Below are 25292 nucleotides of genomic sequence, written 5' to 3'. Positions count from 1 at the left end.
GACCCGTCGGGCCTTCCTTGCGAAGGTCCGACGTCCGCGCGCAGGCCGGCGAATTAGGCCACATGCGCCCATGACCGAGACCACCTTTCCCACTGCCCCGTCCAAAGACGCGCTCGAGCGTGGCGCGGTCCTGAGCCCCAGGTTCGACGCAAGCGGCCTGATGGCCGTCGTCGCGACCCATGCGGAGACCGGCGAGGTGCTGATGTTCGCGCATATGAACGCCGAGGCCCTGGCCCGGACGCTGGAGCTGGGCGAGGCGGTCTATTTCAGCCGGTCACGCAACGAGATCTGGCATAAGGGCGCGACCAGCGGCCAGATCCAGAAGATCGTCGAGATGCGGGTCGACTGCGACCAGGACTGCCTCTGGATCAAGGTGCTGCCGCAGGGCGACGGCGGCGCTTGCCACGTCGGCTTCCGCTCGTGCTTCTATCGCGTCGTCGAGGACGGCAGGCTGGTCGAGCGGCCGTGAGCCCGCTGGAGGCCCTCGCCGCCCATCCGGCGCCGCCGCGGGCCTAGACTTCGGTCAGACCTGAAACGCGATGGGCCTCCGGCGTCACCCGGAAGGTCTTCAGCACCCTCGTCTCGAAGGTCTTGGAGGCGACCGTCGAGACGGTCACCAGTTCGGCCTTGGCGTCCTCATGCGTCAGGGTCAGCAGCAGGAAGCCCTTCATCGACTGCTCGGAGAACACCACCTCCTTGTTGGCGGTCGCGAACATCTCGCCGACCGAGAAGCCCTTGATCGTGTCGTTGGCGCCGGGGCTGGTGATCGCGGTGGCCCCGAACTCGGCGGCGACGCGATTGCCGGCGTCGTCATAGAGCTCGTTGGCCCAGAAGGCGTGGCTGTCGCCGGCCAGCACGATGGCGCGCGCGCCGGCGCTCTTGATGGCGTCGTAGAGCCGCTCGCGCTCGGCGGGATAGCCGTCCCACATGTCGAGGCCGTAGGGCAGGTTAAGCTGGGCCAGCTGCTCCATCCGCGCCAGGCGCTTGCGCGAGCCTTCGCCCTGCGCGGCCAGGACCTCGGCGAGCTTGGCCTCGCCCAGGTGCTTGCTGAGGCTGGGGACCGGCAGGCGGGCCATGACCACCTCGTTGCCGAGCACCTGCCAGACGCGGCCGGCCTTGACCGAGTCCTTCAGGCCGGCGGCGAGCCAGGCCTGCTGGGTCGGGCCCATCATCTTGCGGGCCGGGTCGTCGAGCTTGGCGCGGAAGGCGGCGACCTCGGCCGGGCCGCCGGGGGCCGGCAGGTCGCGCTCGTAGTTCAGCTGCTGGTCGCGGGCGGTGAGCCGGGTCTCGAGCATGAACAGGCTCATCAGATCGCCGAACTGGAAGGCCCGGTTGATCGCCGCGCCGCCGCCCTGCGGCTCGCGGATCGGCATCCACTCGTAATAGGCCTTGATGGCGCGGGCCTTGCGCGCGTTCCAGTCGCCTTCCTTGTCGGGCTGGTGGTTCTGGGCGCCGGACATGAAGCTGTCGTTGGCGGTCTCGTGGTCGTCCCAGACCACGATCCACGGCGCGCGGGCGTGGGCGGCCTGCAGCTGCGGGTCGGATTTGTACTGCGCGTGGCGGCGGCGATAGTCGGCGAGCGAGAGGATCTCGTGCGGCGGATCATGCGGCCGCTCGGCGGCGACGGGCGAGGTCATCCCGTAGGAGTCCGGGCCGCCGTACTCGTAGATGTAGTCGCCCAGGTGCAGCACCGCGTCGACCCGCGGCAGGTCGGCGATGGCCTGGTAGGCGTTGAAGTATCCGTTCGGATAGAGCGAGCAGGAGGCGACGGCCAGCACCACGTCCTTGGTCGCGCCGCTGGGCAGGGTGGCGGTGCGGCCGATCGGCGAGGCGACGCCGTTGGCGGTGAACTCGAAGCTGTAGGCGCGGCCGGCGTCGAGGCCGCCGACGTCGACCTTGACGGTCCAGTCGCGCCCCGGACCGGTGATCCCCTGGCCCGACTTGGCGCCGCCGGCGCGGCGGTCGAGGGGGTTAAGCTTCCAGCTGTAGGCGATCTCGCCGGCGGCAGGGTCGGCCGGCGTGATCCGGGTCCAGAGTATGACGCGGTCGGCCAGCGGATCGCCTGAGGCGACGCCGTGGTCGAACGAAACCGCGCCCGTGTAGCGGGAGCCGCCCTGAGCCGCCGCCGGACCGGCGGCGCCGATGCCCAGCAGGGCCAGCGCCCGGCGTCTGTCGATCCGCATGAAATCCCCCTCGCACTCGATGGCCGAGCTTGAGGCATAGCCGAGAAGGATGACGGTCACATGTCCAGCGCGCGCCCCGCTCGTCCGGGGGAAGGCCGGGACCACCCACACGCCGCGCGACCGGGCCGCTGCGGCGCGGAGAGCCCCCAGACCCTCCAGGCGGTCCCGACCCTCGCCGGGACGGGCGTTCGACGCGGAGGCGGCGGCCGCCGCAGCGGGGGCCGCCGCCTCCGGTCATGGTGATCCGGCTATGGTGGGGACCGTGGGATCACCGCAGGGCCCGCGGCGCGATGGAGAGACCGGCCGGGCCCTGACTACTGGCCGACGCGCGCGCCGGCTCCGCCTTCATCAGCTCCGCCGTGGCCGGCGTCGTCAGGGCGATGACCCCGGCGGCGATGAAGGAGGCGATCGAGAATCCGAGGGTCAGATAGGCCATGGCTGTGCTCCTCCGCCGACGTCTCGGGGCCGCGTTCGTGGTTGCCCCGAAATCTAGAAGAACGTCGTTCGACGAGCAGTTGCAGCGACCTGCGACGGCCTGCGCAGCCACGTGCAACCGTTGCATTCCAAGGCGCAACCGTTGCATGCAGGGTTGCATTCCGTGAGGGCTATGGAATCATTGAGGTTCCATGCACGCCGCTACGCCGTTTTCAGAGAAGCTGGATCTGGTGCTGAAGGCGCTCTCGATGAGCCGGGGGCGACTTGCAGCCGAACTCGGCGTGGATAAGTCGCTGGTCGGGCGCTGGGCGTCCGGGGCGGTGACGCCCTCGGCGCACAATCTGGAGAACCTGACCCGGCTGGTGGCCCAGCGTCGCCCTGGCTTCACCATGCTCGACTGGGACCGGAGCCTCGAGGGGCTGGCGCAGGTGTTCGGGGTCGAGCCGGCCTCGCCGCGCGCGCGCCGGCCGCGGGTCGACGGCCCGGCCGTCGAGGGCCTGCCGCTGCCGGGCCTCGACATGGTGCGGATGGTCACCGAGCGGCGCGGGGCGACCTATGAGGGGTTCTGGCGCAGCACCCGCCCCTCGATCGCGATGCCGGGCGAGATTTTTCACGACTACGGGATGATCCGGCGCGGCCCCGACGGCCTGCTGCGCTTCCAGATGGGCGGGTCGGGCCTGCTGTTCGACGGCTGGCTGATGCCGGTCGAGGGCCAGGTGTTCGCGATCCTGTTCGACACGGTCGGGCAGACGCCGGTGTTCCTGGTGTTCAACGGGGTCTCGCTGCACAAGGCGGTGCAGTTGGACGGGCTGATCCTGGCGGCCGCGCTGAATGCGGCGCGCACGCCTTCGGCCTATCCGGTGGTGCTGGAGCGGATCGGGGACTTGACCGGCGACCCGGAAACCGACGACGAACGCTGCGCCGAGCTCCTGAAGCTCGACACGGCCGCCACCGAGGACACCGCGCCGCAAGCCATGCGCAAGCACCTGATCCGCGACATCGGCCCGGCCGCGGCCGCCGCCGGCACGGGCGAGCTGTTCCTGCTGTCGACCTGGGCCAACAGCCTGTCGAAGGGCTTGTCGTCCGGCGGACACCTGCAGGGGTGAGCCAGACCGACTTCGAGGACGACGACCTCGCCGCTGAAGCCCCCGCCGCCGAGGGTATGGCCGCGCGCATCGTCACGATCGAGCCGAGCGCGGCCGGCGGGCGGCTGGACAAGACCCTGGCCGAGCACCTGCCGGACCTGTCGCGCGGCCGCATCCAGGCGCTGATGGCCCAGGGCCTGGTCAGTCGCAACGGCGCGGCGCTGTCCGACGCCTCGGCCAAGGCCAAGCCCGGCGAATACCAGCTGCTGATCCCGCCCCCGGCTCCGGCCGAGCCGGAGCCGGAAGACATTCCGCTGTCGATCCTGTTCGAAGACAAGCATCTGATCGTCATCGACAAGCCGGCCGGCATGGCCGTGCACCCGGCCCCCGGCAGCGAGACCGGCACCCTGGTCAATGCGCTGCTGCACCATTGCGGCGCCAGCCTCTCGGGCATCGGCGGGGTAGCGCGGCCGGGCATTGTCCACCGGCTCGACAAGGACACCTCCGGCGTGATGGTGGCGGCCAAGTCGGACGCCGCCCACCAGGGTCTTTCGAAGCTGTTCGCGACGCACGATATCGACAGGGTCTACGTCGCCCTGGTCCGCGGCGCGCCCAATCCGGAGCGCGGGACCATCGAGACGCGGCTCGGCCGATCGCCCCACGACCGCAAAAAGATCGCCGTGTTGAAGAACGGCGGCCGTGAGGCGATCACGCACTATCGCACCGAGGCCGTCTATGGCGGCGACGGCGGCAAGCCGCTGGCGGCCCGCATCGCCTGCACCCTGGAGACGGGGCGCACGCACCAGATCCGCGTACACATGACCTCGAAGGGCACGCCTTGCCTGGGCGATCCGGTCTACGGCTCGGGTCCGCCGGCCGCCGCGGTGCGCGAGGCGATCAGGGACGCCGGCCTGAAGCGCCAAGCCCTGCACGCCGCGGTGCTCGGGTTCGTCCATCCCGTCACCGGCCAAGCCGTGAGATTCGAAAGCCCCCTGCCCGCCGATATGGCGCAACTGCAAGCTAACCTGACAGCTTTGTAAGAAAGCTTGTGCCTGTTGCGCCTTGATGGCGCCCACATCGGCCTGTACTAATACCTGACTAGAGCAGTCGGACTTCCGGGCCGCCGGTTTCTCCCAAACCGGGCCCTTACGCCCAGGGCAACCAATACCTATCTAGATGGTTGGAGGGGGCGGACGGTTTCGCGCGCGCGGCGTGCAGCGATCCGAGAGTCCGCCGAGTATGAAAGGGGATATGTCCATGGCCGCTAACGCGCTCGCCGTGATGTCGCCGGAAGGCGGACTGAGCCGGTACCTGACTGAAATTCGCAAATTCCCGATGCTGGCCAAGGACGAAGAGTTCATGCTGGCCAAGGCCTGGCGTGAGCATGAAGACTCCGAGGCCGCCCATCGGCTTGTCACCAGCCACCTGCGCCTCGTCGCCAAGATCGCCATGGGCTATCGCGGCTACGGCCTGCCGATCGGGGAAGTGATCTCCGAAGGCAATGTCGGCCTGATGCAGGCGGTGAAGAAGTTCGAGCCGGACAAGGGCTTCCGCCTGGCGACCTACGCCATGTGGTGGATCCGCGCCTCGATCCAGGAGTACATCCTGCGGTCCTGGAGCCTGGTGAAGATGGGCACCACCGCCGCGCAGAAGAAGCTCTTCTTCAACCTGCGCAAGGCCAAGAGCCAGATCAGCGCCTTCCAGGACGGGGACCTGCACCCCGACCAGGTCAGCCAGATCGCCACCAAGCTGGGCGTGCTGGACGAGGAAGTGATCTCGATGAACCGCCGGCTGTCCGGCCCGGACGCCTCGCTGAACGCGCCGCTGCGCGCCGACGGCGAGAGCGAATGGCAGGATTGGCTGGAGGACGAGACCTCGGTCAGCCAGGAGACCTACGTCGCCGAAAGCCAGGAGCGCACCCAGCGCATGACCCTGATGGAAGCGGCGCTGACCGAACTGTCGGACCGCGAGCGGCACATCCTGACCGAACGGCGGCTGAAGGATAACCCGACCACGCTCGAGGAGCTGGCTGCGGAATACGGCGTCAGCCGCGAACGCGTCCGCCAGATCGAGGTCCGGGCCTTCGAGAAGCTGCAGAAGTCGGTGACCGCCGCAGCTCGCGACAAGAACCTGATCGAAGCCTAAGAGCCCAGATCTTCGACTGAACGGGAAGCGTCGCAATCCGAAGGGGTTGCGGCGCTTCTTGCTTTTCAGGTCCTGCGCTCGTCGCCGATCAGAAAGCGAGGCCCCTGGCCCTCGCCGTGTCGTCCGTTCTGAAACTCAATTAACGGCGGGCCCTAGACGCAGGATGCGGCCAAGATCGGCAGGCTCGGAGAAAATCTGCTCTCAATTGCGGCGCCCGCAAATATGCTTCAGGCGTCAAAAACTTGGGGTGAATAATTGCGCGACACGACTGAGCAATTCTGGCGCACTTCCGAGAGATCCTGACTAACGCCCAACAATCTTCACCATGACTATCCCTGAAGCGTCGCAGCATTCCGCGTCGCTTCTATGGGGATAGGAATGAACACCGTAAAAATTGGAACTAGTTTGCGCTGCCTGCTTTTGGCTAGCGCCCTGGCGGCTCCCGCGTCAGGCGCTCTGGCCCAGCAGGTCGACGAGGTCGTGGTCACCGGCCGGCGGGTCTCGGAAGCCGCCGTCGCGATCGGCACCGACGAGCCCACGGCCACCGTCTCGATCACCCGCGACGCGCTGTTGTCGGCGCCGGCGGGGATCACCGGGCTGAAGATGCTGGAGAGCCTGCCCGGCTTCAACGTCCAGTCCAACGATCCGCTCGGCATGTACGAGTTCGGCAACTCGGTCAGCGTGCGGGCCTTCTCGTTCACCCAGATCGGCTTCCTGCTGGACGACGTGCCGATGGGCCGCTCCGACCAGTTCGGCGGCTCGCCGATCTACCGCTATGTCGACAACGAGAACCTGGCGCGGGTGCAGGCCTCGTCCGGGGCCGGCGACGTCAGCCTGCCGAGCTACGCCTCGCTGGGCACGATCGTCAGCTACTACACCACCGCGCCGGCCGAAACGTTCGGCGGCTTGGCCAGCCTGACGTTCGGCTCGGACTCGCTGTTCCGCAACTTCCTGCGCATCGACACCGGCGAACACGACGGATGGTCCGCCTACATCGCCCGCTCCGACATCCAGTCGAACCTGTGGCGCGGCGAGGGCGACATCAACCGCGAGCACATCGAAGGCAAGATCCGCTACCAGTTCGAAGGCGGCGCGGAGATCACGTTCCAGGGCGTCTACAACGACTATTTCGACTACGACTCCCCGGCCATCACCAAGGCTCAGTACGAGGGGCCGCCGGACCAGTTCGGCCGCCGCGGCCGTTTCTTCCCCTACCTGCACTATGTACCGGTGCTGCCGATCACGGCTCCGGGGATCACCTATTCGAACACCGCTTACAACCAATACTACAAGCAGGCGGTCAACTCGCGGACCGACTACCTCTGGGCGCTGACCGCCAAGACGCCGCTGGGCGAGAACGTCAATCTGTCAGCGACGGCCTACTACGAGGACAAGCAGGGCTACGGCGTCTCGCCCGAGGCCTATGCGACCTCGCTGACCAGCTACAACGCCCAGCGGTTGATCCTGGCGGGACTTACCGCGCCGCGCGGCCTGCAATACGGGCTGTCGACCATCAATGGCGAGCGCAAGGGCGTCAGCACGAGCGGCGAGTGGCGCGTGTCCAATCATAGCCTGCAGGCCGGCCTCTGGTATGAGGACGACGACTATCACCGCACCCAGGCCCGCTATAACCACGAAGGCGGCAATCCCGACGGCGCGCCGCTGCTGACCGAGCCGGTGCACCTGCAGCGCAACTACGTCTCGACGCGCCAGAGCACCCAGTTCTTCCTGAAGGACGTCATCAGCCTGCTGGACGACCGGCTGAAGCTGGACATCGGCTTCAAGGGGCTGTGGGTCGACTACGAGATCACCGGCTATCGAAACCCCGGCGACTACATCGCGCGGCGTCAGCCCACCCTGACCGCCAAGTGGGAGGACAGCTTCCTGCCGCAGGTGGGCGCGGTCTACAACCTGACCGACCGCGAGCAGGTCTTCGCGTCGTACTCGGAGAACATGGCCCTGCCGCGCGGAGCGGACGACGTGTTCTCGGCCGCCAGCCCGACCGTGCCGCCGCCCGATCCGGAGACGGCCAAGAACTGGGAGCTGGGGATCCGGACCAACCGGCCGACCTTCAACGCCTCGCTGGTCGCCTACCAGACCAGCTTCGCCAACCGACTGCAGTCGTTCGCCTCGATCGTGCCCGGCTCGACGACCACCGAGACCTTCTTTCAGAATGTGGGAGAAGTGGACGCCTACGGGGCTGAGTTCTCCGGCCAGTGGAAGCCGGACCTGTTCGGCGGGCGGATCTATTTCAACACCAACCTGTCCTACAACCACGCCGAATTTCAGGACAACTACACGACGGTCGTGAGCGGCGTCCCGACCACGGTGGCGATCGCCGGCAAGATCGTGCCGGACTTTCCCGAGTGGGTGTTCCAGGGCGGGGTGACCTTCGAGCCGACCGACTGGGCGCTGTTCAACATCTCGGCCCGGCACATCTCGCAGCGCTACACCAACTTCATCAACACGGAGTCGGTCGACGGCTACACGGTGTGGAACGCCTATATCGACGTCGGCGAACTGGGCAGCGGGCCGCTGAGCCACCTGAAGTTCCGGCTCAACGTCGATAACATCTTCGACGAGGACTATCTCGGCACGATCACGCCCACGACGACCGGCCTGGCGACCTTCAGGCCCGGCCCCCCGCGCTCGGTGCAGCTGACCCTGACGGCTGAGTTCTGAGCAAAATGCGGGCGGTCCCTAGGCCGCCCGCGACTTGCCCGGGTCGTCCTTGGGCAGGAAAGCCAGCAGCGGAACGGCGTGCCTGGCGATGTCCTGCGGGACCAGCGCGCCGGTCTGGGCCACGACGGCCAGGTGGCGCTGGAAGTCGACGGCGGCGGCGGCCAGCGGGGCGTTCTTGGTCGCCGCGGCGGCGCGTTGCAGTTCGACCATCTGGGCCAGCAGCGCGCGCATGGCCTGGCTGGGATCGGTGGCGATCGCCGGGATCGCCGAGCGGACGATTCGCAGGGCCTGGGTGATGCGCTCGGCCTCAGGCGTCGCGCCGACGTCCGAGCGGCGCTTCATCGGGCCGCTGTAGTCCCCGGAGTTGAAGCGGCGACGGTCGGGGCCAACATACTCGACCGCCTCGATCCAGTCGCGCGGATGCAGGGTGACAGCTTCGAGCCGGCGCAGCAGGTCCTTGGTGGTGTAGGGCTTGCGCAGGAACTCGTGCACGCCGGCGTCGCGCGCGGCCAGAATCGCCGCGGCGGTCGCCGTGGCGGTGACCATGATGATCGGGGCCATGCGGCAGGCCGCATGCGAGCGGCGGAGCTGGCGCGAGAACTGGACGCCGTCGACGTCGGTCCCCGACAGCTCGACAAAAATCAGTTGAGGATTGACCTGGCGGGCCGCCTCCAAACCCTTGCGGGTGGTCGGCGCATGCCAGAGTTGCACATTGGCGATATTGCGCATCAGGTCGGCGAGCAGCCGGGCGCTGGCGGGCGCCGGATCGACGATCAGCACCCGCTGCATGAGCGGCGCCATCCGCTGTATTTGTTTGAGGTTCTCGGTGAACACGGGCGGCGCTCGGACTCCTGGAATCGCGCCGTCATAGTGACGCGACGTCCTTAAGAACGCCTTACGCCGCCCGTCTTCGATCAGTCTTGGAAGGGATCGCGGACCATGATGGTGTCGTCGCGCTGCGGGCTGGTCGAGACCATCGCCGCCGGGGCGCCGATCAGTTCCTCAACGCGCCGCACATACTTCACCGCATTGGCCGGCAGGTCCTTCCAGGAGGTGGCGCCGGCGGTGCTTTCGCTCCAGCCGTCCATCTCCTCGTAGACCGGCTCCAGCGCCGACTGCGACTTGAGGCCGGCGGGCAGGTAGTCGAGCACCTCGCCGTTCAGCTTGTAGCCGACGCAGATCTTCAGCTTGGGCAGGCCGTCCAGCACGTCGAGCTTGGTCAGGGCGATGCCATCGATGCCGTTGAGGGCCACCGATTGGCGCACCAGCACCGCATCGAACCAGCCGCAGCGGCGCGGACGCCCGGTGACGACGCCGAACTCGCGGCCGACCGTGCCCAGATGCTGGCCGATCTCGTCGGAAAGCTCGGTCGGGAACGGGCCCTCGCCGACGCGGGTGGTGTAGGCCTTGACGATGCCGAGCACGAAGCCGGGCCCCTTCGGCCCCAGGCCCGAACCGGCGGCGGCCTGGCCGGCGACGGTGTTGGACGACGTCACATAGGGATAGGTGCCGTGGTCGACGTCGAGCAGCGCGCCCTGCGCGCCCTCGAACAGCACGCGCTTGCCGGACTTCACCACGCCGTCGAGCAGCCGCCAGGCCGGCTGGGCGAAAGGTAGGATCTTCGGGGCGATCTCTTCCAGGGCGGCGAGCAGCTGGGCGCCGTCGTATTCCGGCAGGCCCAGGCCCGCGCGCAGCGGCTTGTGGTGGGCCAGCAGCCGGTCGATCTTGGCTTCCAGGGCGTCACGGTCGCGCAGGTCGTCGACGCGGATGGCGCGGCGGCCGACCTTGTCCTCGTAGGCCGGGCCGATGCCGCGGCCGGTGGTGCCGATCTTGTTGACGGCGGCGGCTTCACGGGCCTGGTCGAGGTCGCGGTGCAGCGGCAGGATCAGGGCGGCGTTATCGGCCAGGACCAGCAGGTCCGGGGTGATCGAGACGCCCTGCGAGCCCAGCTTGGCGATCTCTTCCAGCAGATGCCAGGGATCGACGACGACGCCGTTGCCGATCACCGACAGCTTGCCCTGGACGACGCCCGAGGGCAGGAGGCTGAGCTTGTAGACCTGGTCGCCGACCACCAGGGTGTGGCCGGCGTTGTGGCCGCCCTGGAAACGCACCACGACGTCGGCCCGGTTCGACAGCCAGTCGACGAGCTTGCCCTTGCCTTCGTCGCCCCACTGAGCGCCGATCACGGTCACATTGGCCATTCGGATACGATCTCCCGGCCTGCCCGAGCGGATCCAACAACGCCCTTCGACAGGACTCGGCGGGTGGACTTGATCGATTGTAGGAACCAGATGCGGCGGCCCTGCGGGCGGCGGCTTTCCGTTCGGCGGGGGTAAACCAGCGGGCGGCCCGTGCGTCAAGCCCCTGGTCGCCTGACGCCGCGGCTCAGGCTATGAAGGCGCATGACCCGACCGCGCTTTCACCTCGCCTTTCCCGTCCGCGACCTGGCTGAGGCGCGGAGCTTCTATGGGGGGCTGCTGGGCTGCCCGGAAGGGCGTTCGAGCCCGGATTGGATCGATTTTGACTTCTACGGCCACCAGATCGTGGCCCACCTGTCGCCCGACGAATGCGGCCACAGGAACACCAGCAGCGTCGACGGCGAGGAGGTGCCGGTCCGCCACTTCGGCGCGATCCTGACCCTGCCTGAGTGGCACGTGCTGGCCGGCAAGCTGGAGGATGCGGGCATCAAGTTCGTGATTGAGCCGCAGATTCGCTTCGAGGGCCAGCCGGGCGAGCAGGCGACGATGTTCTTCCTCGATCCGTCCGGCAACGCGCTGGAGTTCAAGGCCTTCGCCGACGACGCCATGGTGTTCGCGAAGTGAGCGTGACCCTCGCCGACATCGAAGCCGCCGCCGGACGGCTGGCGGGACACGCAGTCGAGACCCCGCTGATCGAGAGCCCGGCTCTGAACGAACGAGTGGGCCGGCGGGTGCTGATCAAGCCCGAGACGCTGCAACGGGTCGGAGCGTTCAAGTTCCGCGGGGCCTACAACCGGCTCTCGCAGCTGTCGGCGGAGGAGCGCGCCCGCGGCGTCGTCGCCTTCTCGTCGGGCAACCACGCCCAGGGCGTGGCGCTGGCGGCGCGGCTGCTGGGCATGCCGGCGCTGATCGTCATGCCGACCGACGCGCCCAGCGTGAAGGTCGATGCGACGCGTGGCTATGGCGCGGAGGTCAGGTTCTACGACCGGCTCACCGAGAGCCGCGAGGCGATCGCCGCGGCGGTCGCCGCCGAACGCGGCGCGGTGACCGTCCCGGCCTTCGACGACCTCGACGTCATCGCCGGCCAGGGCACGGTGGGGCTGGAGCTGGTCGCCCAGGCGAAGGCCCGCGGCGTGACCCTAGACACGCTCGTCTCGCCGATCGGCGGCGGCGGGCTGCTGGCCGGGGTCTCGACGGCGGTCAAGGCGCTGTCGCCGACCACCGCCATCGTCGGCGTCGAGCCGGCCGGCTTCGACGACACCCTGCGCTCGCTGCAGAAGGGCGAGCGGATCGTGACTCAGCCCACCACGCGCTCGCTGTGCGATGCGCTGGAAAGCCCGGCGCCGGGGCTGCTGACCTTCCCGGTGCTGCAGAAGACCCTGGCCGACGTGGCGCTGGTCACCGACGCCGAGGTCGCCGAGGCGATGCGCTATGCGTTCTCGGTGCTGAAGCTGGTGGTCGAGCCGGGCGGCTCGGTCGGCCTGGCCGCGCTGCTGGCAGGCAAGGTGAAGTCGTTCGGCGAGGACACGACCGGGCTGGTGCTGTCGGGCGGGAACGTCGATCCGGAGTTGTTCGCCAGGGTGCTGCGCGGAGAGGTCTAGGCTTGCTCCTCGGGCGCGAGCTGGCGGTAGATCGCCGCCAGCGGCGCGCTGTAAAGCACCATGCCGAACACGCTGACAAACGCCATCAGCACGGCGGCCAGGGCGAGGATCGGCGAGACCTGGGCGAAGGTTAGGGTCGCGACGTCGGACTCGGCGGCCGGGCCGAGGACCGCCACCGCCGCGAAGATGAAGCCCAGAAAGAACGCCAGCTGGACGAGGGTGGCGATGACGCCGACCACGACGCCGACCAGCGCCATCTTCGCCGCATGGCCGCTCGTCAGCCGCCAGGAGTCGAACAGCCGGAAATAGCTGTCGGCGAACGACATCGGCAGGCCGAGCGAGAAGCGCACGAACAGCCAAAGCATCGCGCCGAGCACGATGAGCACGATAGCGGCGATGCCGAACCCGACGCCGGGCGCCAGGGTCTGGCTAGGGCCGGCGGCGACGAGGACGAGCGAGGTGAGCACGATCGGGATGGTGCTGAGCGCGACCAGCAGGATCGCCACGACGCCGACGACGATCAGGCACAGCGCCAGCCACAGCTCCTGACGGCCGAGACGAAGGAAGAACCCGCGCCGGTCGTCGGGTTCGAGCACGGCGCGGAACACCGCGCCCATGATCAGGGCGCTGGACGCCAGGCTGGTCACCCACTGCAGTAGCGACAGCGCATTGACCTGGCCCATCAGGGTGGTCATCTGCCGGGTGGCGGCGGGTGAATCGGGCGCGATCTCGGCCTCGGCGAGCGCGGCGAGAGCGCTGAACTGCGGCCACATCGCCGCGGCCATCAGCGCCAGCGGCCCAAGCGCGACAACCAGATAGACCGCGCACCAGACCAGGAACGCCAGCGGGTTTCGGGCGATGACGCCGACCCCCGATCCGACCGCGCCGCCGAACGAAAACGTCTTCATGCCCCCACCCCGCAACCCTCAGCTGCGGAAGATAGCGGGACCGTCCAACGCGCCGCAACCGCGCCGCCTAGAGGCGGTCCTCCGGAACCGCCTCGCCGGGCGCTTCGCGCGGAGTGATCAGCCTGGCGAGCTTGGGGCGCAGCCAGTTCTCGAAGTCGTCGACGAACTCGTAGACCACCGGCACCAGCACCAGCGACAGCAGGGTCGAGGTGATAAGGCCGCCGATCACCGCGACCGCCATCGGCTGGCGGAATTCGGCGCCCTTCTCCAGGGCCAGGGCGGTCGGCAGCATGCCGGCGGCCATGGCCACGGTGGTCATGACGATCGGCCGGGCCCGCTCGCGGCAGGCCTCGATCAGGGCGTTGCGCTGGGGCATGCCCTCCCGCTCGCGCTCGATCGCGTACTCGACCAGCAGGATCGAGTTCTTCGCCGCCAGGCCCATCAACATCAGGAAACCGATGAGCGAGGGGATCGACAGCGACAGGTTGAAGATGAAGAGGCCGATGAAGGCCCCGCCCACGGCGAGCGGCAGCGCCGCCAGGATGACGATCGGCTTGAAGAAGCTCTTGAACAGCAGCACTAGCACGGCGAACATCAGGAAGACCGCGGTGGCGAAGGCGACGACGAAGCCGCCGAACATCTCGGCCATGGCCTCGGCGTCGCCGATGGCGCTGGGGGCGACCCCGGCCGGCAGCTTGTTCATGATCGGCAGCTTGTGGACCTCGGCGGTCGCGTCGCCGAGCTCGACCCCGTCGGCCAGCTCGGCCTGGACGGTCATCTGGCGCTGACGGTTGAGGCGGTCGATCCGGGCCGGGCCGGCCTGGAACTGCACGTCGGCCACGGCGCCGAGCGTCGTCGAGCCCCCCGTAGCGGTCGGCAGGCGAAGCTGACGGACCTGCTCGATGTCGGCGCGGGCCGATTCCGGCAGCCGGATGCGGATGGGAATCCGCCGCTCGCCCTCGTTCATCTTCGGAATGTTGGCGTCGATATCGCCGACGGTGGCGACGCGGGCGGCCTGGGCGATCGCGGCGACCGAGACGCCGAGGCGCGCGGCCTCGTCCGCCTTGGGGCGGATCACCAGTTCTGGGCCGATCGGCGGGTTCTTCGGCCGCGGATCAGTGACCTTGGTCAGGGTCCGCATCTGCCGCTCGAGCTCGAGGCTGGCCTGTTCCAGCGCCTTGGGATCGGAGCTGGTCAGGATCTGCTCGAACCCGGCCGAGCCCTGGCCGTCGAGGAAGTTGAGCCGCACGTCCGGGACCGCGGTGATCTGGGCGCGGACACGGTCCTTCAGCTGGTTGCCGGTGACCTTGCGGTCGGAATTGAGCAGCACCGTGATGGTGCCGTTGCGCAGGTCGCTGCCGCCCCCGCCGCCGCCGGGGCCGAAGTTCGCGACGGTCGAGCCGACCTGGCTGAAGACGCCCCGCACTTCCGGCTGGGCCGCCATGACGAGCGAGGCCTGCTGGACCGCGCGCTCCATGTCGCCGATGGTCGCGCCGGGCGGGCCCTGCACGTTGATGTAGACGTAGTCGGGATCGCCGGGCGGCTGGAAACCTTTGGGCAGGAAGGCGATCATCGCCGCCGAGCAGATGAACAGCAGCAGGCCCGCGATGGAGGCGAGGATGCGATGGCCCAGCGCCCACTTGAGGGCGCTGGGATAGAAGCCCTCGAACGGCTTCTGCGGCCGCTGATGCACGTTGGGCTTGAGGAAGTAGGCCGCCATCAGCGGCGTCACCAGGCGCGCGACGAGCAGCGAGAACAGCACCGCCACCGAGACGGTAAGGCCGAACTCCTTGAAGAACTGGCCGGGAATGCCGGGCATGAAGCTGACCGGCGTGAACACCACGACGATGGCGAAGGTGGTCGCCACCACCGCCAGGCCGATGGCGTCGGCGCCTTCCAGCGCGGCCTTGAACGGCCGCACGCCGCGGGCCACCCGCTTTTCGATGTTCTCGATCTCGACGATGGCGTCGTCGACGAGGATGCCGATCACCAGGGTCAGGGCGAGCAGGGTCACCAGGTTCAGCGAAAACCCGGCCAGCTTCATCACGAAGAAGGTCGGAATCAGCGAGATCGGCATGGCCAGCACGGTGATGGCCGTGGCGCGCCAGTCGCGCAGGAACAGCAGCACCACCAGCGCCGCCAGCACCATGCCCTCAAGGAGCACGTGCTGGGTGGCGCGGAAGTTGGCGCGGGTCTCGTCGACCGAGGCGTAGATCTTGGTGAACTTGACGTTGGGATCGGCCTTGGCGATTTCGGCCAGCTTGGCGTTCACCCCGTCCTCGACGTCGACGTCGGACGACTCCTTGGTCTTGCTGACCTGGAAGCCGACCACGGGGCGGTTGTCCAGGCGCGCGAAGCCGCGCGCCTCGGCCGAGCCCTCGCCGATGTCGGCGACGTCGGTGAGGCGGACGAAGCCGCCGCCGCCGGTGGCGATGGTCATGGCCCGCAACTGGTCGATCGTCTCGGCCGAGCCGAGGACGCGGACGGTCTGTTCGCGGCCGCCGACCTGCACGCGGCCGCCGGGCGCGTCCTGCTGGAAGGCCATCAGGGCGTTGTTGACCTCGGCCGCGGTCAGGCCCCGCGCCGCCAGCTTGTCGGGATCGAGGACGACGTTGATCTCGCGCGCCACGCCGCCGACCCGCGAGATCTGCGCGACCCCGCTGACGGTCTGGAGGTCGCGGGCGATCTTGTCGTCGACGTACCAGGAAAGCTGCTCGTCCGACATCGACGGCGCTTCGACCGCATAGGTGATGATCGGGAATGCGTCGTCGATCTCGACCCGGGTGACGGTCGGCTCGTCGATGTCGCGCGGCAGCACCTGGCGGGTCTGGTCGATCTTGGCGCGGACTTCGTCGGTCTTCTTCTGAAGGTCCTCGCCCATTTCGAACTGGATGGACGTCGTCGAAACGCCCTGGGTAACAACCGACTGGATGTTCTTGACCCCGGTGATGCCCGACATGGCGTCTTCGACCGGCCGGGTGATCTGGGTCTCCATTTCCCCAGGCGCGGCGCCGCTCTGGGTCACCGTGATGGCGACAACCGGGAACTGGATGTTCGGGAACTGTTTAACCGCCAACCCCGAATAGGCGATCATGCCGGCGATCAGCAGGCCGATGAACAGCAGGGCGACCGGAACCGGGTTGCGGATCGCCCAGGCCGAGATCGGGAAGCCGGAGCTCCCGCCTTGATGCTCGCTCATTTGGCCCTCGCAGCGGGTTGCGGCGCGGCGGCTTTCGGCGCAGCGGCCGCGCCGGCTTCGACTGGCTTCACGAGGTCACCATCGAGCAGGAAAGAGGCCGCGTTCTGGACCACGCGGGAGCCGGCGGGCGGCCCCTTCACGATCTGAACGAGGCCCGAGCCGCGCTGGCCGGTCTGGACGGCCACGTGCTTCACGCGGTTGTCGTCGCCGACCACCATGACCGCCGCGCCGCTCGCGTCGTAGCGGATCGCGGTTTCAGGCAGGGCGAGCGTCGAGGCGCTGGCGTCGGCGAAGACCGCCCGGGCGAAACCGCCGGCGCGGATGTCCGAGCGGGCCGGCAGCAACACGCGAACCTGGCCGAGCTTGGTCTGGGCGTCGATCTGCGGGCTGACGATACGCACTGTGCCCTGGGCCTGGCCGCCGCCCGGGAGGGTGACGGTCGCGCTCTGTCCCACGCGGATGCGGGCCAGATCGTCTTCGGGCATGTCGGCGCCCAGTTCCATCTGGCCGTCGCGGGCGATGCGGAACCACGGCGTGCCGCCGCCGGACGACAGGTCGCCCGGGCGGACCGTGCGTTCGAGGATCACGCCGGACACCGGCGCGACGACGGAAAGCTTGGCGAGACGGGTCTGCAGGTCGCGCAGGTTCGCGCGGGCGGCCTGGGCCTGGAAGCGACGCTGGGCGATCTGCTCCTGGGCGAGCACGCCCTGGCCGTCCAGGTCGGCGACGCGTCTGGCCTGGTCCTCGGCCTGCGCCGCCTGGGCCTCGGCCTGAGCGATCTGGGCCTGGAGCAGAGCCGGGTCGAGTTGCACCAACACCTGGCCGGCGCGGACGGTGTCGCCCACATCGGCGTTGACGCGCAGCACTCGGAAACCGGTGACTTCGGCCGCCACGGCGGCCTCTTCGCGCGGGCGCAGCGTGCCCGAAGCGCTGAGCGCGCCGGAAATCGCACGCGGCTCCAGCCGCACGACCGTCACCGCGCGCGCCTGGGCGGCCGGGTCCTTCTTAGGCGGCTCCTTGGAGCCGCAGGCGGAGAGCGTCACGGCGGAAGCCAGGCCGGCGGCGAGGGCCAGGATGGTCTTGGTTCTCGTCACTTCAGCGAGCCTCTTTGTTGGTCGGTGCGTTCTCAAGCGGCCAACCACCGCCGAGCGCCTTGTAGGTCTGAACCCCTCGGCGCAGGGCCTGCACCTGGGCGGCGGTCTTCAGGGTGCGCACGGTGCGCCAGGCCCGCTCGTTGTCGAGCGTGGTCTGCAGGTCGACGAAGCCGGCGACGTAGCCTTTGCGGGACGCTTCGTAGGCGCGGCGGGCGCGGGCCTCGCCGTCCTGCAACAGGTCTACGCGGCGGCGATCGGACTCCAGCTGGACCAGCGCGTTCTCGGCCTCGCCGAAGGCGGTCTGGACGGCCTTTTCATAGCCGATGGCGGCCTGCTCGGAGCGGGCGTCCTGGGCCTTCATCTCCGAGAGCAGGCGTGGGATGTCGAGCACAGGGACGACGACGTTGGCGCCGATGCTCCAGCTCTGGGTCGTCGCGGAGTAACCGGGCTGGTCGTTCTTCTGCAGGCCGATGCCGGGCGCCAGCTTGAAGGTCGGGAAGAAGGCGAGCTTGGCGTAGTCGAGGCGACCGAGGGCCGAGGCGAGCATCGCCTCCGCCCGGCGCACGTCGGGGCGACGGGCGAGCAGTTCCCCGGGAACCACGTCCGGTACTGCGGGCGCAACGCCGACCTCGGCGTCGATCGGCAAGGCGGCGATCGGTTCGATCCCGCGGCCCGTAAGGATCAGCAGGTTGCGGCGGGCGGCCTGCAGCTCGGCTTCCAGTCCGGCGACCTGGGACCGCGCCTGGGCGAGGTCGCCGGCCACGCGGTCGGCGTCGGCGGTCGAGGAGATGCCCCGCTGCGCGCGGATGTCGACGATGCGATAGAGCTCGGCCTGGATCCGCTCGGTGGCGCGAGTGTCTTCGAGCTGGATGGCGACGCCGCGGGCGGCGAAATAGCTGTCGGCGACCGCCGCCGCCAGACTGGCGCGGGCCGCCTCGTAGTCGAGCCGCGCGGCCGCCATCTCGGCGTTGGCGGCGCGGCTGGCGGCGAAGATGCGCCCGAAGAGGTCGATCTCCCAGCTGACGTCGAAGTTGGCGGTCTCGGTGCGGCTGTCGCCGGTGCTTGAGAAACCGGGGATGTTGATGGCGGTCCCGTCGACCAACTTACTGTCGGTCTCGGTGATCGAACCGCGCGGATTGCCCTGGGGCAGGAAGCTGGTCAGCGCGCCGGAACGGGTGGCGCGCGCCTCGCGCAGCTTGGCCGCCGCGCTGCGGGCGTCGGGGCTGTTGGCCAACGCCTCAGTGATCAGGGCGGTGAGCTGCGGATCATTGAACCCGGTCCACCAGGTCTCGAGGGAAGGCGCCGCGGCGATGGCCGGAGAGGACGGCGCCTCGTAGGCGGCGGGAAGGCGCGTATCGACGTCGCGGGTGGAGGCGCAGGCTGAAAGCATCAGGGCCAGGCCGGCCGCCGTTCCGACCGCAGGGGTAACTAGGCGCATCGCTCTTTTCATCACTATCGGTTTGCGACACCGCCCGCCGCGCAGGGCGCGATTAGCACACGCAGCACGGACCTCGATACCGGCGTTCCGCTTTTAGCTGTGGTCACGCTTCAGGTCGATTGCTGAGAACAGACAATCGGCAAAGCAAGATGCAGATGTCGCAAACCAGTCGCATGGCACTGGCGCGAGATCACGCCGCGAACTAGGGTTCCGCGCAATTCCACCCCCCATTTGAGTGAACTATGAAACAGTTTCTGCTCGCTGGCGCCGCGATTTGGGCCGTTTTCGCCGCCCCCGCCCTCGCTGGCGACATCAACCCCGCAAAGATCGCCGAGCACGTGAAGGTGCTGGCGTCCGATGAGTTCGAAGGTCGCGGTCCGGCCACCGAAGGCGAGAAGAGGACGGTCGCCTACATCATCGAGCAGTTCAAGGACGCCGGATTGAAGCCGGGTGGAGATCTTGTGGAGGGCCAGCGCGCCTGGACCCAGGACGTGCCGCTGGCCCGCTTCGAGATCAAGGGCCCCGTGAGCGTCGGCGTCACCGCCGGCGGCAAGACGCAGACCTGGACCCAGGGTGACGACGTCGCCCTGCGCGCGGCCCAGACCGGCGCTACGCAGGTCGCCGTCAAGGACGCCCCGATCGTTTTCGTCGGCTATGGCGTCACCGCGCCGGAGCGCAACTGGGACGACTTCAAGGGCGTCGATCTGAAGGGCAAGGTTGCCCTGGTGCTGGTCAACGATCCCGACTTCGAGACCGGAAAGGGCGACTTCGGCGGCAAGGCGATGACCTATTACGGCCGCTGGACCTACAAGTACGAAGAGGCCGCCCGCCGCGGGGCGATCGGCTTCCTGGTGGTCCACGAGACGGCGCCGGCCTCGTATGGCTGGGCGACGGTGAAGAACTCCAACACCGCGCCGCTGTTCGACATCATCCGCGAGAAGCCGAGCGAGGCGCACGCCCTGCTGGAAGGCTGGATCCAGCGCGACCGGACGGTCGAGCTGTTCAAGGCCGCGGGCCTGGATTTCGAAGCGGCCAAGAAGCAGGCCCAAAGCCGCGACTTCAAGCCCGTCGAACTGAAGGGCGCCACCTTCTCGACCAACTACGACGTCGACGTGCAGAAAATCGTCTCGAAGAACGTGGTCGGACTGATCCCCGGCGCCACGCGCCCTGACGAGACCATCATCTATTCGGGCCACTGGGACCACCTGGGCGTCGGCCTGCCGGACGCCAAGGGCGACACGATCTACAACGGCGCGGTCGACAACGCCGACGGCATCGCCACCATGATCGAGATCGGCCGCGCCTTCGCCAAGGGCCCGCAGCCGGACCGCTCGGTGGTGTTCCTGGCGGTGACCGCAGAGGAAAAGGGCCTGCTGGGCTCGGAATACTACGCCGCCAATCCGCTCTACCCGCTCGGCAAGACGGTCGCGAACATCAACATGGACGCGCTGTCGCCGGCCGGCCCGGCGAAGGACTTCACGACCTCGGGCGACGCGGCCTCGACGCTGCAGGACGCGCTGATCGCGGTCGGCAAGACCCACGGCCGCTACTACACGCCGGACTCCAAGCCGGAAGCGGGCCTGTTCTTCCGCTCCGACCACTTCCCGTTCGCCAAGCGCGGCGTGCCGGCGATCTCGTTCGGCTCGGGCTACGACCTGGTGACCGGCGGCAAGGAAGCCGGCGCGGCCTGGTCGAAGGCCTATACCGCCGACCGCTATCACCAGCCGGCCGACCATTTCGACGACAGTTGGAACCTTGAAGGCATCGCCCAGGACGGCCAACTGATGTTCGAGCTGGGCCGCCAACTGGCCGACTCCGCCACCTGGCCGGAGTGGAAGGCGGGCTCGGAGTTCAAGCTGACCCGGGACGCGACCGCGGCCGAGCGGAAATAGCAGGGCGAGGAACGAGATGGCGCAGGCAGGTCAGATCCGGGCCGGCATCGGGGGCTGGACCTTCGAACCGTGGCGCGGGGTCTTCTATCCGCAAGGCCTCAAGCACGCCGACGAGCTGGCCTACGCCAGTCGCCATCTCACCGCGCTGGAGATCAACTCCACCTATTACTCGAGCCAGAAGCCGCAGACCTTCGCCAAGTGGGCGGCCGCCACCCCGGACGGCTTCAAGTTCACGGTGAAGGCCTCGCGGTTCTGCACCAACCGCCGGGTGCTGGCCGAGGCCGGCGACTCCGTGACCAAGTTCCTGACCCAAGGGATCGTCGAGCTGGGCGACCGGCTCGGCCCGATCCTCTGGCAGTTCATGCCCACCAAGAAGTTCGACGAGGCCGACTTCGCCAGCTTCCTGGACCTGCTGCCCAAGAGCCAGGACGGGCTGCCGCTGCGCCACTGCGTGGAGGTGCGCCACGCCAGCTTCGTCGATCCGGCGTTCGTGAAGATGTGCCGCGAGCGCAATGTGGCGATCTGCGTCTCGGAGCACGAAAACTATCCGCTGATCTGCGACATCACCGCCGACTTCGTCTATTCTCGCCTGCTGATGGGCTCGGACGCGATCGAGACCGGCTATGTCGCAGAAGACCTCGACGCCTGGGCCGAACGCTTCGGCGAATACGCGAAAGGCCGCGTGCCCGGCGACCTCAAGCCCATAGACCGCACCGGGCCGGCGGAAGGCCCACACGAGACCTTCGTGTTCTTCATCCACGAGGGAAAGGTCCGCGCCCCGGCCGCGGCGCAGGAACTGCTGAAGCGGGTCAATACCTAGCCCCACAACGCAAAACGCCCCCGGCCGTGGCCGAGGGCGCGATATGCAAGAATGCTAGAATTCTTGTTGCGGCTGCTTACGCGCCGCCGGGGAAGCGCATCGGAACCTTCACGGTGCCGGTCTTCGAACCCATCGGCAGAGCATCGGCCACGCACAGGGCGGCCTTGTCGAAGCCCTTACCAGCCTTGCTGTCTTCAAGGACCTTGCAGCCCGACAGCTTACCGGCCGTCGCATTGCACTCGAGCATCACCACAGCCGCGTCGCGGGTGTTGGCGTGCTTGGTCAGGCACTTCGACATGCTTTCTTGGAAGTCAGCCGCAGCCGACGCGCCGGCAAACGCCAGGCAGAGGGCGACACCGCCGCCGATTTTGATGAGATTCTTCATGGCCCCACTCCTTTCTAGATAACGGACGCAGGCCCTGTATGGGGCATTCAGGTTAAAAGAATCTGATGGCTGAGAATTAGATTTGGTTAATGCTCAGTAAACTCGACAATCACAATTGTTGTGTCTCTATATCTATTACGCACGTGAAGTCGGGACAATGCGGATTTCCAGTGACGATTGGTTAGCAACCTCCCGTCATTGTGCAGCTAAGGATACTACCTAGTCGGGGGAAACTTAGGTGAAGCGCTTTCGGCTCGTCGACCTGCCGCTGATCGCGAAGATCGGCTTTGCGCCTGCTTTCGCACTGGTGATGTTGGCCCTGACGGCCGGCGGCGCCGTCATCATCCAACGCGGTCAAGCCGCCGACCTCACGCAGGTCGTGCACACCGACCTTCCCAACAGCCTGCGCCTGCAGAAGATTTCGGAGCGCATTACTGCCGTCCACGGCGAACTCTACTTCCTGCTGACCCATCAGGCCGCCTCGATCGAGACCGACAAGATCGAGGGCGAGAGCCAGGAACTGCTGGCCGAGGTCGACGCGATCACCAAGGAAGTTCAGGCGATGGAGGCCAAGGCCCCCGCCGCTCAGAAGAAGGCCTTCCAGGATCTGATCAAGGCGCTCAAGGGCACCCGCGACGCGCTGGACGTCATCGCGGCCATGATCACCACCGACTTCAGCACCGCCGCCGGTTTTGCCGCTCCGTTCGAGCAGGAATACACAAACATGACCGGCATGCTGAACAAGATCGTCGCCGCCAACAACGCGATGACCGACGCCAACGCCAAGGCCAGCGAGGACCGCTCGCAGACCGCGCAGATGATCCAGATGGTCGCCGCGGTGGCCACCCTGCTGATCGCCGGCGCCCTGGCCTGGGCCCTGACCATGATGCTGCGCCGCGACGTCAAGCAGATCGCCGGCGCGACCGAGGCCCTGGCCCGCGGCGACAGCTCCATCGACCTCGACAAGCTGGCCCGCAAGGACGAGCTCGGCGCGATCGTCTCGTCGCTGACCGTGTTCCGCGACAACCAGCTGCACCTCGAGAAACTGCGCGTCGAGCACGAGCAGACCGAGGCCGCCGCTGAAATCACCCGCCGGCAGAACGCCGAAGCCGCGGCGGCCATCGCCGAGGAACAGGCCATGGTGGTCAACTCGCTGGCCCGCGGCCTCGACAGCTTGGCCGCCGGCGACCTGACCTATCGCCTCGACGCGGAGTTCCCGGGCGACTACCGCAAGCTGCGCGACGACTTCAACGCCGCCTCGGCCAAGCTGGAAGAGGCCATGGCCGCTATCGCCGGCGCCACCGCCTCGATCCAGTCCGGCGCGGGCGAGATCAGCACCTCGGCCGACGACCTGTCGCGGCGCACCGAGCATCAGGCCGCGACGCTGGAAGAGACCGCCGCGGCGCTGGACGAGATCACCGCCACCGTCAACAAGACCTCCGAAGGCGCCAGCCACGGCCGCGAGGCCGTCGCCGCCGCCAAGACCGACGCCGAAGAAGGCGGCCTGGTCGTCGGCCGCGCCATCGAGGCGATGGGCCAGATCGAAAGCTCGGCCAAGCAGATCAGCCAGATCATCGGCGTGATCGACGAGATCGCCTTCCAGACCAACCTGCTGGCCCTGAACGCCGGCGTCGAAGCCGCCCGGGCCGGTGAAGCGGGTCGCGGCTTCGCGGTCGTCGCCTCGGAAGTGCGGGCCTTGGCCCAGCGCTCGGCCGAAGCCGCCAAGGAGATCAAGACCCTGATCAGCGCCTCCAGCCAGCAGGTCGCCGCGGGCGTGAGCCTGGTCGGCGAAACCGGCAAGGCGCTTGAGCGCATCGTGCGCCAGGTCGGCGAGATCTCGACCGTGGTCGGGGAGATCGCCGCCAGCGCCAAGGAAGAGGCCCTCGGCCTCGGCCAGGTCAACACCGCGGTCAACCAGATGGACCAGGTCACCCAGCAGAACGCCGCGATGGTCGAGCAGTCGACCGCCGCCAGCCGCGTGCTGGCCGACGAGGCGCAGGAGCTGGCCCGGCTGGTCGCGCGCTTCCGGGTCACCGGCGGCGGCGTGCAGACGGGCACCCGCACGGTCGGCGCCCCGCGCGCCCACCAGCCCGCGCCGCGCCCGGTCAGCCGCGGGGCCACGGCCCTGGCGACGGCCGCCCACGCCGACGAGGACAGCTGGGAAGAATTTTAAGGATAAGAAGACGTCCAGGAACGAGGGGGTCGCCGAGAGGCGGCCCCTTTTTCTTTGCGCCGCGCCCCGCTTGACCGACGCGGCGTCAGGCCGTGCGCAGTTCGCGCCGCAACGGGAGAAAACGCCATGGCTCAGTTCACCCCCGACGACCTGATGTTCAAGCCGGGCCTGATGTCCGGCGAACGGATCCTGATCACCGGCGGCGGCACGGGCCTGGGCAAGGTGATGGCCGAGGCGCTGCTGATGCTGGGCGCCGAGGTCTATATCTGCGGCCGCCGCGGCGGCGTGGTCGAGACGACCGCCAAGGAGCTGATGGCGGCCCACGGCGGCAAGTGCGGGGGCCTGGCCTGCGACATCCGCGTGCCCGAGGCGATCAGCGAGATGCTGGACACGATCTGGGCGGATGGCGGCGCGCTGACCGGGCTGGTCAACAACGCCGCCGGCAACTTCATCAGCCGCACCCAGGACCTCTCGCCGCGCGGCTTCGACGCCATCGCCAACATCGTGTTCCGCGGCTCGTTCTTCGTGACCCTGGAATGCGGAAAGCGCTGGATCGCGGAAGGCCGCCACGCCTCGGTGATTTCGATTCTGACCACCTGGATCTGGAACGGAGGTCCGTTCACCGTACCCTCGGCGATGTCAAAGGCCGGTATCGCCACCATGAGCCAGTCGCTGGCGGTGGAGTGGGGCCAGCACGGCATCCGCTTCAACAACATCGCACCAGGCCCCTTCCCGACCGAGGGCATGAGCGCGCGCCTCAACCCCAGCCAGGGTGAAGAGACCGGCGGGGCCTATTCGGACATGAGCGGCAACCCGATGGGCCGGGTCGGCGACATGCGCGAGCTGGCCAATCTGGCCGTCTATCTGCTGCACCCACTGTCGGCCTATGTGAACGGCCAGACCATCGCCATCGACGGCGCCGCGTGGCAGGCCTCCGGCGGCAACTTTTCGCGGCTGACCGGCTGGGGCGACGCCGAGTGGACGGCGGCCAAGGAAGCCATTCAAGCCACCAACGCCAGGGACCGCGCCGCCCGAACGGTCTGAGTAGGGTTAA

20 protein-coding genes are annotated in these 25292 nt (G+C 68.3%); 11 read left to right on the top strand and 9 right to left on the bottom strand.

Translation table 11 applies throughout. The annotated features are described in order from the left end of the window. Positions 1-70 precede the first annotated feature (70 nt). Positions 71-469, top strand: coding sequence for a phosphoribosyl-AMP cyclohydrolase (hisI, locus tag GGQ61_RS08805; RefSeq protein ID WP_183771614.1), 399 nt, complete (start codon positions 71-73; stop codon positions 467-469). A 43-nt stretch (positions 470-512) separates the two neighbouring features. Here the strand turns inward: hisI and GGQ61_RS08800 are convergent, their stop codons facing one another. Together GGQ61_RS08800 and GGQ61_RS08795 are read right to left on the bottom strand one after the other, a co-directional pair. After that, positions 513-2183, bottom strand: a complete 1671-nt coding sequence (locus GGQ61_RS08800; RefSeq protein ID WP_183771612.1) for an alkaline phosphatase D family protein — start codon at positions 2181-2183, stop codon at positions 513-515. Positions 2184-2451: 268 nt separating this feature from the next. Beyond that, on the bottom strand, positions 2452-2619 hold the full coding sequence (locus GGQ61_RS08795; RefSeq protein ID WP_183771610.1) for a hypothetical protein: 168 nt from the start codon (positions 2617-2619) through the stop codon (positions 2452-2454). A gap of 190 nt (positions 2620-2809) precedes the next feature. Between GGQ61_RS08795 and GGQ61_RS08790 the strand changes: the two genes are divergently transcribed. The 4 genes from GGQ61_RS08790 to GGQ61_RS08775 all read left to right on the top strand — a co-directional run bounded on the left by GGQ61_RS08790 (position 2810) and on the right by GGQ61_RS08775 (position 8530). Then, positions 2810-3724: a helix-turn-helix domain-containing protein gene (locus tag GGQ61_RS08790; protein ID WP_183771608.1), complete on the top strand. Its 915-nt coding sequence runs from the start codon at positions 2810-2812 to the stop codon at positions 3722-3724. Between the two features lie 56 nt (positions 3725-3780). Beyond that, positions 3781-4743, top strand: coding sequence for an RluA family pseudouridine synthase (locus GGQ61_RS08785; RefSeq protein WP_183772435.1), 963 nt, complete (start codon positions 3781-3783; stop codon positions 4741-4743). Positions 4744-4960: 217 nt separating this feature from the next. Then, positions 4961-5848 (top strand): RNA polymerase sigma factor RpoH, encoded by an 888-nt coding sequence (gene rpoH, locus GGQ61_RS08780; RefSeq protein WP_425500988.1) that lies wholly within the window; start codon positions 4961-4963, stop codon positions 5846-5848. A 378-nt stretch (positions 5849-6226) separates the two neighbouring features. Beyond that, positions 6227-8530, top strand: a complete 2304-nt coding sequence (locus tag GGQ61_RS08775; RefSeq protein WP_183771605.1) for a TonB-dependent receptor family protein — start codon at positions 6227-6229, stop codon at positions 8528-8530. A gap of 18 nt (positions 8531-8548) precedes the next feature. Here GGQ61_RS08775 and GGQ61_RS08770 read toward each other — a convergent pair whose 3' ends face one another. Continuing rightward, entirely contained in the window at positions 8549-9331 is a 783-nt protein-coding gene (locus GGQ61_RS08770; protein WP_183771603.1) for a response regulator, read from the bottom strand. Positions 9332-9444: 113 nt separating this feature from the next. Beyond that, positions 9445-10731 carry an adenylosuccinate synthase gene (locus GGQ61_RS08765; RefSeq protein WP_183771601.1) on the bottom strand — a complete coding sequence of 429 codons (1287 nt, stop codon included), beginning with the start codon at positions 10729-10731 and terminating at the stop codon, positions 9445-9447. Between the two features lie 201 nt (positions 10732-10932). On the opposite strand from GGQ61_RS08765, the gene GGQ61_RS08760 reads away from it, so the two are divergent. Together GGQ61_RS08760 and GGQ61_RS08755 are read left to right on the top strand one after the other, a co-directional pair. Next, positions 10933-11352, top strand: a complete 420-nt coding sequence (locus GGQ61_RS08760) for a VOC family protein (RefSeq protein WP_183771600.1) — start codon at positions 10933-10935, stop codon at positions 11350-11352. After that, positions 11349-12329 carry a pyridoxal-phosphate dependent enzyme gene (locus GGQ61_RS08755; RefSeq protein ID WP_183771598.1) on the top strand — a complete coding sequence of 327 codons (981 nt, stop codon included), beginning with the start codon at positions 11349-11351 and terminating at the stop codon, positions 12327-12329. Before GGQ61_RS08760 ends, GGQ61_RS08755 begins: the two co-directional genes overlap by 4 nt. Here the strand turns inward: GGQ61_RS08755 and GGQ61_RS08750 are convergent. The 4 genes from GGQ61_RS08750 to GGQ61_RS08735 form a co-directional block, all read right to left on the bottom strand. Then, positions 12326-13237: a hypothetical protein gene (locus GGQ61_RS08750; protein ID WP_183771596.1), complete on the bottom strand. Its 912-nt coding sequence runs from the start codon at positions 13235-13237 to the stop codon at positions 12326-12328. The two genes, GGQ61_RS08755 and GGQ61_RS08750, sit on opposite strands and share 4 nt — an antisense overlap. A 67-nt stretch (positions 13238-13304) precedes the next feature. Beyond that, positions 13305-16436 (bottom strand): efflux RND transporter permease subunit, encoded by a 3132-nt coding sequence (locus GGQ61_RS08745; RefSeq protein WP_183771594.1) that lies wholly within the window; start codon positions 16434-16436, stop codon positions 13305-13307. Further along, entirely contained in the window at positions 16433-17530 is a 1098-nt protein-coding gene (locus GGQ61_RS08740) for an efflux RND transporter periplasmic adaptor subunit (protein ID WP_183771592.1), read from the bottom strand. The genes GGQ61_RS08745 and GGQ61_RS08740 overlap by 4 nt, the downstream gene beginning before the upstream one ends. Before the next feature lies 1 nt (position 17531). Further along, positions 17532-18968 (bottom strand): efflux transporter outer membrane subunit, encoded by a 1437-nt coding sequence (locus GGQ61_RS08735; protein WP_246370591.1) that lies wholly within the window; start codon positions 18966-18968, stop codon positions 17532-17534. Positions 18969-19210: 242 nt separating this feature from the next. Here GGQ61_RS08735 and GGQ61_RS08730 point away from each other — a divergent pair, with 242 nt between their 5' ends. Continuing rightward, positions 19211-20860, top strand: coding sequence for a M28 family metallopeptidase (locus GGQ61_RS08730; protein ID WP_183771588.1), 1650 nt, complete (start codon positions 19211-19213; stop codon positions 20858-20860). 16 nt (positions 20861-20876) lie between these two features. Then, positions 20877-21680 (top strand): DUF72 domain-containing protein, encoded by an 804-nt coding sequence (locus GGQ61_RS08725; protein WP_183771586.1) that lies wholly within the window; start codon positions 20877-20879, stop codon positions 21678-21680. Between the two features lie 76 nt (positions 21681-21756). On the opposite strand, the gene GGQ61_RS08720 is transcribed toward GGQ61_RS08725, so the two are convergent. Then, positions 21757-22065, bottom strand: a complete 309-nt coding sequence (locus GGQ61_RS08720) for a hypothetical protein (protein WP_183771584.1) — start codon at positions 22063-22065, stop codon at positions 21757-21759. 238 nt (positions 22066-22303) lie between these two features. On the opposite strand from GGQ61_RS08720, the gene GGQ61_RS08715 reads away from it, so the two are divergent. Both GGQ61_RS08715 and GGQ61_RS08710 read left to right on the top strand, forming a co-directional pair. After that, a complete protein-coding gene (locus GGQ61_RS08715; protein WP_183771583.1) occupies positions 22304-24238 on the top strand; it encodes a methyl-accepting chemotaxis protein in 1935 nt (644 codons plus the stop codon). 126 nt (positions 24239-24364) lie between these two features. Continuing rightward, entirely contained in the window at positions 24365-25282 is a 918-nt protein-coding gene (locus tag GGQ61_RS08710; protein ID WP_221220926.1) for an SDR family oxidoreductase, read from the top strand. Positions 25283-25292 lie beyond the last annotated feature (10 nt).

Source organism: Phenylobacterium haematophilum, assembly GCF_014196295.1.
Classification (GTDB): Bacteria; Pseudomonadota; Alphaproteobacteria; order Caulobacterales; family Caulobacteraceae; genus Phenylobacterium; species Phenylobacterium haematophilum.
Note: the sequence above shows the minus strand (reverse complement) of the source record. Positions and strands in the feature narration are given on the sequence as shown.